The 7,960-nt window shown below is 74.3% G+C and carries 8 protein-coding genes; 6 read left to right on the top strand and 2 right to left on the bottom strand.

All coding sequences use genetic code 11. The features are described 5' to 3' along the window. The first annotated feature begins 26 nt into the window (after nt 1–26). From AB0B02_RS31430 to AB0B02_RS31405, 6 genes are read left to right on the top strand one after another with little or no spacing between them, the layout of a single operon-like run. Nucleotides 27–992: a sulfotransferase gene (locus AB0B02_RS31430; RefSeq protein ID WP_357306630.1), complete on the top strand. Its 966-nt coding sequence runs from the start codon at nt 27–29 to the stop codon at nt 990–992. A 5-nt stretch (nt 993–997) separates the two neighbouring features. Then, the gene (locus tag AB0B02_RS31425; RefSeq protein ID WP_281940399.1) at nt 998–1,828 is read left to right on the top strand and encodes an SDR family oxidoreductase; all 831 of its coding nucleotides are present in this window, start codon (nt 998–1,000) and stop codon (nt 1,826–1,828) included. 30 nt (nt 1,829–1,858) lie between these two features. Further along, complete coding sequence (locus AB0B02_RS31420) at nt 1,859–2,698, top strand: class I SAM-dependent methyltransferase (protein WP_281940397.1); 840 nt, start codon at nt 1,859–1,861, stop codon at nt 2,696–2,698. Between the two features lie 14 nt (nt 2,699–2,712). Continuing rightward, on the top strand, nt 2,713–3,591 hold the full coding sequence (locus tag AB0B02_RS31415; RefSeq protein ID WP_357306625.1) for a family 3 encapsulin nanocompartment shell protein: 879 nt from the start codon (nt 2,713–2,715) through the stop codon (nt 3,589–3,591). A gap of 12 nt (nt 3,592–3,603) precedes the next feature. After that, nucleotides 3,604–4,881, top strand: coding sequence for an FAD-dependent oxidoreductase (locus AB0B02_RS31410; RefSeq protein WP_281940394.1), 1,278 nt, complete (start codon nt 3,604–3,606; stop codon nt 4,879–4,881). After that, nucleotides 4,881–5,579: an aspartate/glutamate racemase family protein gene (locus AB0B02_RS31405; RefSeq protein WP_281940392.1), complete on the top strand. Its 699-nt coding sequence runs from the start codon at nt 4,881–4,883 to the stop codon at nt 5,577–5,579. Before AB0B02_RS31410 ends, AB0B02_RS31405 begins: the two co-directional genes overlap by 1 nt. 83 nt (nt 5,580–5,662) lie before the next feature. Here AB0B02_RS31405 and AB0B02_RS31400 read toward each other — a convergent pair whose 3' ends face one another. Then, on the bottom strand, nt 5,663–5,926 hold the full coding sequence (locus tag AB0B02_RS31400; protein ID WP_281940390.1) for a hypothetical protein: 264 nt from the start codon (nt 5,924–5,926) through the stop codon (nt 5,663–5,665). A 17-nt stretch (nt 5,927–5,943) separates the two neighbouring features. After that, nucleotides 5,944–7,725: an N-acetylglutaminylglutamine amidotransferase gene (locus AB0B02_RS31395; RefSeq protein ID WP_357306618.1), complete on the bottom strand. Its 1,782-nt coding sequence runs from the start codon at nt 7,723–7,725 to the stop codon at nt 5,944–5,946. Nucleotides 7,726–7,960: the final 235 nt, after the last annotated feature.

Here is a 7,960-nt window from a genome sequence, read left to right as displayed (position 1 = left end):
CGTGAGCGCATGCCCGGCGGCACCGCATGAGTGGACCCGTGGCCGTGCTCAGCGTCACCGGCTGGTGCCGCAACGGCAGCACCATCATCGGCAACGTCCTCGGTGAGGTGCCCGGCGTGGCGCACGTCGGTGAACTGCACTTCCTGTGGAAGAACTCGACCGGGCGCGGCGTCAACGACCGCTGCGGCTGCGGCGAGGCGCTGACCGCCTGCCCGCTGTGGTCGGCGGTGCTGCCGGTCGGCCGCCCGGCCGGCGTGTCGGCCGACGCGCACGCCGCCGAGGTGATCCGACGGCAACGCGCCCGGCTGCGGACCCGGCACACCTGGCGGGTGCTGCGCCGGGGCGCGTCCGACGCGGACACCCGCGCGCACGCCGACCTGCTCGGCGCGGTCTACCGGGAGGTGGCCGCGCGCACCGGGGCCCGCGTGATCGTGGACAGCACCAAGATCCCGGGCGAGTCGGCCCTGCTGCCGCACGTGCCCGGCGTCGAACCGTACTGGCTGCACCTGGTCCGCGACCCGCGCGCGGTGGCCCACTCGTGGCGGGAGCCGAAGGAGTACGTCTACGCCATGTCGGCGGCGCGCAGCACCGCGTACTGGCACGGGTTCAACCTGGCCTCGGCGGCGATCAACCGCCGGCATCCCGACCGGTCGATGCTGCTGCGGTACGAGGACTTCGCCGCCGACCCGGCCGGCACGGTCGACGCGCTGCTGCGGCTGGTCGGCGCCGACCCGGCCGGCAACCCGGTCCGCGACCGGACCGTCGAGCTGCGCGGCAACCACACCGTCACCGGCAACCCGGACCGGTTCCGGACCGGCCCGACGGTCATCCGGGACACCGACGACGGGTGGCGGCGGACGCTGACCGGCCGGCAACGGCTGGCCGTGGCGGCGCTGGCCTGGCCGTTGTCCACCCGCTACGGCTACCGGCCCGGCGGAACGGCCCGGACGCACCCCGGCGCGGTGGCCCGCGTCGGCGAGACGGAGAGGTGACGGACGTGGATCTGGGGCTCAAGGGTCGGGTGGCGCTGGTCGCCGGCGGCACCAGCGGCATCGGGTTGGCCTGCGCGAAGGAGTTCGCCGCCGAGGGCGCGCACGTGGCCGTCTGCGGTCGGGACCCGGCGCGCCTGGCCGCGGCCGGACGGGAACTGGCGTCGGTGGCCACCGGACGGGTCAGCGCGACCGCCGTGGACCTCACCGACACGGCCGCCGCCGCCCGCTGGGTCGACGACGTCGCCGCCGACCTGGGCGGGACGCACGTGCTGCTGGTCAGCGGCGGCAGCCCGCCGGTCGGCACCGCCGCCGGGTTCGGCGTCGAGGACTACCGGGCCGCCGTCGAGCGGGTGCTGCTGCCCGCGGTCGCGGTGTCGACGGCCGCGCTGCCGCACATGCGCGCCGCCGGCTGGGGCCGGCTGCTGCTGGTCGCCTCCGAGACCGCCTGCGTGCCGATCGGCCCGCTGGTGCTGTCCGGGGTGACCCGGGCGGCGCTGGTCCGCTTCGCGCAGGGGCTCGCCGTCGACGTGGGCCGCGACGGCATCACCGTGAACGTGCTCGCGCCCGGCAGTGTGCGTACCCCGCCGATGGAACGCGCGGCGGCGCGGCTGGCCGGCGCGGACGGTGACGTGGAGGCGCGGCTGGCCGCGATGGGTCACCACAGCGCGCTCGGCCGGCTGGCCCACCCCGAGGAGGTGGCCGCGATGGCCGCGTTCCTGGCCAGCGAGCGGGCGTCGTACGTGACCGCCGGCGTGCACCTGATCGACGGCGGCGCCGCCGCCACCGGCCCCGACCTGCCCCACCTGACCGGCGTCCGCAAGGACACCTACGCCTGATCCACCCGACCGCCGCACGAGGGAGTGCCCATGTCGACGACCAGCCAGTTCACCGAGCGGGACGTCTCCGAATTCTTCGACCAGACCACGCAGACGTACCTCAGTTTCTGGGACAGCGAGGGCGTGCTGCACACCGGCTACTTCGCCGGGGACGACGACACCGACTACCACGCGGCGGCGGACCGGACCTCGGACATCCTCGCCGACGACGCCGGCATCGACGCGTCCTCGAACGTGCTCGACGTCGGGTGCGGCTGCGGCAACTTCCTGCTGCGGCTGGCCGGACGCACCGGCTGCCGGGGCGAGGGGCTGGACCTGAGCATCGAGCGGGTGCGCTTCGCCGAGCAGCGGCGCGCCGAGCGGGGCGCCGGGCTGGACGTCCGGTTCCGGCACGGCTCGGCCACCGCCATGCCGTACGCCGACGGCACGTTCACGCACGTGGTGAGCCAGGACGCGCTGTTCCTGGTGCCGGAGAAGCCGCGCAGCCACGCCGAGATGTTCCGGGTGCTCGCGCCGGGCGGGGTGCTGGCGGTCTCCGACTTCCTCCAGCCGACCGAGCGGATCGGCGAGGCGGCCCGCCGGCACGTCTACGACCGGGTGCGCTGGAACGGCGGCTACTCGCTCGACGGCTACCGCGAGGCGCTGGCCGAGGCCGGGTTCGTGGACGTGGTGGCCCGCAGCCTGGACGGGCACATCCGGCAGACGTACCGGGTGCTGGGCCGCACCGCCCGGGAGCGGGCGGACGGCACGGCGGACGAGGCGGCGCGGACCTGGATCCTCGGCTTCGCCGAGTCGTGCGACGAGATCCAGGCGGCGATCGACCGGGGCGAGTTCGGCTGGGGCATGTTCGTCGCCCGCAAGCCGGCCTGAGGAGAGGGCGACACATGCAGCAGCGGACCGACACCGTGAAGCGGACCATCGCCGAGGTGGTCGCCGAGCGGAAGACCCAGATGTCGCCCGGCGCGACGTTCGTCGAGGCGTTCGCCAAGGACGGCTTCGACACCAGCGTCGACTACGACGTCACGATCACCGACTCGCTGACCAGTTCCCGGCGCAAGCCCCGCTACCCGTCCCGGAACATGCTGAAGGTGGTGGACCTGTCCCGGGACCCGCAGGACTTCTACTGGCACGAGAGCCCGCCCCGGCCGGACGACCCGGCGGTCGACGGCGCGGACCTGCGCCGGGAGGCGGCCAACCACTTCCACCGCTCCCCCATCCCGCCGCTGCTCACCACCACCGCGTGGGTGCAGGTGCCGGACACGCTGTGGGAGGACCCGGTCAGTTTCGCCCAGTTCATCGACTACCGGCTGGTGGTGCGGCTGGCCACCGCCGAGAACCACACCATCCTGCGCGGCGAGGGCGGGCTGCTGGCCATGCCGGACCTGGGCCGGCTCACCGACCCGGGGCCGTTCGCCTCGACCATCCTGTCCGCGTGCAACGAGGTCGAGCAGATGGGCAGCACCGCCGACGGGCTGATCATCAACCCGGCCGACTACTACCGGCTGCTCGGCAGCGGCACGCTGGTGCGGGACGTGGAGGAGAACGGCGTCTTCATCGTGCGTACCCGACTGGTCGACCCGGGCACCGCGATCGTCGGCGACTTCGGCCACGGCGCGTTGCTGTTCGACGCCGGCCGGTCCACGATCGGGTTCGCCGAGCCGCCGCCGGGCACGTTCGCCGAGCCGGGGGTGGCGTTGCGCGCCGAGATCTGGGAACGGGTCGTGGTCAACCTGCCCACCTGCTTCTTCGTCGTGACGATCTGACCGGCGGCGACGATGACGACGCCCGCCCGCGCCGACCCCGACGTCCTGGTCATCGGCGCGGGCATGGTCGGGCTGTGCTGTGCCTGGTTCCTGCGCCGCGCCGGCCACACCGTGACGGTGGTCGACCGGGGCGAGGTCGGGGACGCGGCGGCCTGCTCGGCGGGGAACACCGGCTTCGTCGGCACCCAGGGCTCGGCGCCGCTGGCCGAGCCGGGGGTGCCGGCCAAGGGCGTCCGCTGGCTGTTCAGCCCGGAGAGCCCGTTCTCGGTCCGGCCCCGGCTGGACGCCGCGCTGCTGGCCTGGCTGTGGCACTTCCGCCGGCACTGCACCGAGCGGCACGCCCGCGCCGGCTTCGAGACGCTGCTCGCGCTCAAGCAACGCAGCCTGGCGCTGCTGCGCGGGATGTGCGCCGAGGACGAGCTGGCCGGCACGCTCACCGAACGCGGCATGATCCTGGCCTGCCACACCGAGCAGGGGTACGCGCAGGCGCGCCGCACGATCCGCGCGGCGACCGCCCGCGGGGTGCCGCTGCGCGACCTGGGCCGGGCGGAGCTGGCCCGGCTGGAGCCGGGTGTCGACTTCGCGGTGGCCGGCGCGCTGCTCAACGAGGAGGGCGCGGCGCTGCGCATCCCGGCGTTCCTGGTCGGTCTCGCCGAGGCGCTGCGGGCCCGCGGCGTGGAGATCGTCACCCGCGCCGAGGTACGCGGCTTCGAGACGACCGGCCGTCGGGTGCGGACGGTGCGGACCGCCCGGGGCGACCTGCGCCCGAGCGAGGTGGTGGTGGCCGCCGGGGTGTGGTCGACGGCGTGCGCCCGGATGCTCGGCGTCGGGCTGACGCTGCAACCGGCCAAGGGCTACACCGTCACGCTCCCGGCCGGGCCGGGCACGCCCACCCGGCCGGTGCTGCTCAGCGAGGGCAAGGTCGCGGTGATGCCGCTGGGTGACCGGGTACGCGTCGGCGGCACGCTGGAGCTGTCCGGGCTGGACGCCTCGATCTCGCCGCGCCGGGTCGACGGCATCCTGCGTACCGCCCGGCGTTACCTGCCGGCGCTGGACACCGGCCGGCGACTGGACGTGTGGAGCGGGCTGCGCCCGTGCACCCCGGACAGCCTGCCGCTGATCGGCCGGGCCGGCGGCTACGACAACGTCAGCGTGGCCACCGGCCACGGGCACATCGGGATGGGGCTGGCCCCGGCCGGCGGTGAGCTGCTCGCCCAGCTCGTCACCGGCGTGGAACCGACCCTGCCGGCGCGGACGTTCGCGCTGGACCGCTTCCGGAGGGGGAGCTGATGGGCGACCGACCGGAGATCGGGGTGCTCTGCCTCGACACCAGCTTCGACAAGATCCCCGGGCACATCCGCAACCCGGCCACGTTCGACTTCCCGGTGCGCTACCGGGTGGTCGAGGGCGCCACGCCGCAGCGGCTGGTCCGCGACGCCGACCCGACGCTGCTGACGCCGTTCGTCGACGCGGCCCGGGACCTCCAGGCCGCCGGGGTGGCCGGCATCACCGGGGCGTGCGGGTTCCTGGTGCTGTTCCAGGCCGAGCTGGCCGCCGCGGTGGACGTGCCGCTGTGGTCGTCGAGCCTGGTGCAGCTGCCGATGGTGCACCGGATGGTCGGGCAGACCGTCGGGCTGCTGGTTGCCGACGAGGCGGCGCTGACGCCGCGGCACCTGGCGGCGGTCGACGCGGCGGACGTGCCGGTCGCGGTCACCGGCATGGCCGGGCAGCCGGAGTTCCGCGAGGTGATGCTCCAGGGGCGGCGGGACGCGCTCGACGTGGACCGGCTGGCCGCCGAGGTGGACGACCGGGTCGACGCGCTGGCCCGCGCCCACCCCGACCTGGGCGCGCTGGTGATCGAGTGCACCGACCTGGTGCCGTTCGCCCACCGGATCCAGGCGCGGCTCGGCGTGCCGGTGTTCGACATCGTCACGCTCACCACGATGGCGTATGCCGCCCTGACCCGCCGCCCCTACCCCCAGACCTAGCCCACCGCCCTGATTCCCGGAAGGAGTGGCTGTCGCTCGGACAGCCACTCCTTCCGGAAACCGCGGCGCGGGACAGTGCGCGGTCAGACCGGGGGGATGCCGGAGCGGCCGATGGCCGACATGTCGCCGCCGCCGATCTCGCTGGTGTCGGTGGGCGGTGGCGGGGCGGTGGCCTCGGTCCGGTCCTCGATGCAGGCGTCGCCGAGCCCGTGCATCAGCTCCCCGATCGCGGCCAGCGCCGAGCCCTTGTCCGGACAGGGGCGGCCGGTCGCGAGCACCTGGCCGTCGCCGCCCAGCACCGTGAAACCGACCCGGCCGTCGGTCTCGCTCTCGATGACGAACTTCACCGCGTTCCTCCCGCCGCTCAGACCCCGTGCGACTGCAACCACAGCTCCAGCAGGCCCAGTTGCCACAGCTTGTTGCTGCCGGCGGCGGCCTGCGCCCGGTCCGGCTCGGCGAGCAACTCGTCCACGTAGGCCCGGCGGAACAGGCCACGCCGGCGGGCCTCGGGCGCGTCGAGCGCCTCGATCACCAACTCCCGCACCGGGCCGTCGACGTTGCGCAGCGCCGGGACCGGGAAGTAGCCCTTGGGCCGGTCGATGACCTCGGCCGGCAGCACCTCCCGGGCCACGTCCTTGAGCACGCCCTTGCCGCCCCCTGCCAGCTTGTGCTCGGGCGGGCAGGCGGCGGCGAGCGTCACCAGGTCCTGGTCGAGGAAGGGCGTGCGCACCTCCAGTCCCCAGGCCATGCTCATGCTGTCGACCCGTTTGACCGGGTCGTCGGGGAGCATCAGGTGGGTGTCCAGGCGCAGCACCGCGTCCACCGCGGTCCGCGCGCCCGGCGCGGCCAGTTCCGCGGCGGCCAGCTCGCCGCTGACGTCGGCGGCGCAGGCGTACGCCGGGTCGACCACCCGGTTCAGCTCGGCGTGGTCCCGGTCGAAGAACGCGGCGGTGAACTCGGCCGCGGCGTCGGCGCGGGCCGTCCGCGCGAGCCGGTGGTGGTAGCCGTAGCCGGCGAACACCTCGTCGGCGCCCTGCCCGGACTGCGCCACCTTCACGTGTCGGGCGACCTGCTCGGAGAGCAGGTGGAAGGCCACCACGTCGTGGCTGCCCATCGGTTCGGTCATGGCCGCCACGGTGGCGCGGACGGCGGGAGCGAGGTCGCCGTCGGCGAGGCGGATGCGGTGGTGGTCGGTGTCGAAGGTGTGGGCGACCAGGTCGGAGTAGTGGAACTCGTCGCCGGACTCGTCGCCCCGGCTGTCGAAGCCGATGCTGAACGTCTGGAGGTGCTGTTGCCCGGCCCCGTCGAGCAGCGCCACGATCATGCTGGAGTCGAGGCCGCCGGAGAGCAGCACCCCGACCGGCACGTCGGCGACCAGCCGACGGCGTACCGCGGTGCGCAGCGCGTCCCCGATCGCGGCCCGCCAGTCGCCGGCGTCCATCCCGTCGTGGGCCGGGTCGCGCTGGTACTCGGGCCGCCAGTAGACGTGCTCGCGGGTGCTCCCGTCGGCCTCCACCACCCGGACGGTGGCCGGCGGGAGCTTCCGCACGCCGCGCAGGATGGTGCGCGGCGCCGGCACGATCGAGTGCCAGGACAGGTAGTGGTGCAGCGCGACCGGGTCGATGCCGGTGTCCACGTCGCCGGCGGCCAGCAGGGCCGGGAGGGTGGAGGCGAACCGCAGCCGGCCGGGTGACTCGGCGAGGTAGAGCGGCTTGATGCCCAGCCGGTCCCGGGCCAGCACGAGGTGGCGGCGCCGCCGGTCCACCAGCGCGACGGCGAACATGCCGACCAGGTGGTCGACGAACCGTTCACCCCACTGGGCGTACGCGACCAGGATCACCTCGGTGTCGCTCGTCGATCGGAAGGTGTGCCCGGCCGCCCGCAGCTCGTCGCGCAGCTCGGGATAGTTGTAGACGCAACCGTTGAAGACCAGGGCGAGCCCGAGGTCGTCCCGGACCATCGGCTGGTCGCCGGTCTCGGTCAGGTCGATCACGGTCAACCGGCGGTGCCCCAGGGTCACCCAGCCGTCGTGCCACCGCCCCTGACCGTCGGGGCCGCGGGAGCGCATGGCCTCGGTCATCCGGGTCACCGCGCCCGCGTCGGGGGTGGCCCCGTCGAACCGGGCCTCACCGCTGATCCCGCACATGTCGGCGACTACCCGGCGTGTGACCAAGGAAACCCGGGATGGGCGGTTGGCGAGCCGGGGACGACGAGCCGTCGTACGGTGACGGTACGGGCCATGTCCCCGGGCGGTCCGGCCACGGGACGTGGCCATGATCAACAACGCTGCCAGGAGGACGTGTGTTCGCCAATTCCGAGGAACTCCTGCGATACCTCAGCAACGAGGACGTGAAGTTCGTCGACGTACGTTTCTGTGACCT

The organism is Micromonospora sp. NPDC049240 (genome assembly GCF_040647835.1).
In the GTDB taxonomy this organism is placed as follows: domain Bacteria; phylum Actinomycetota; class Actinomycetes; order Mycobacteriales; family Micromonosporaceae; genus Micromonospora.
The sequence above is the reverse complement of the archived record's forward strand: the minus strand, read 5'-3'. Positions and strand labels throughout refer to the sequence as shown.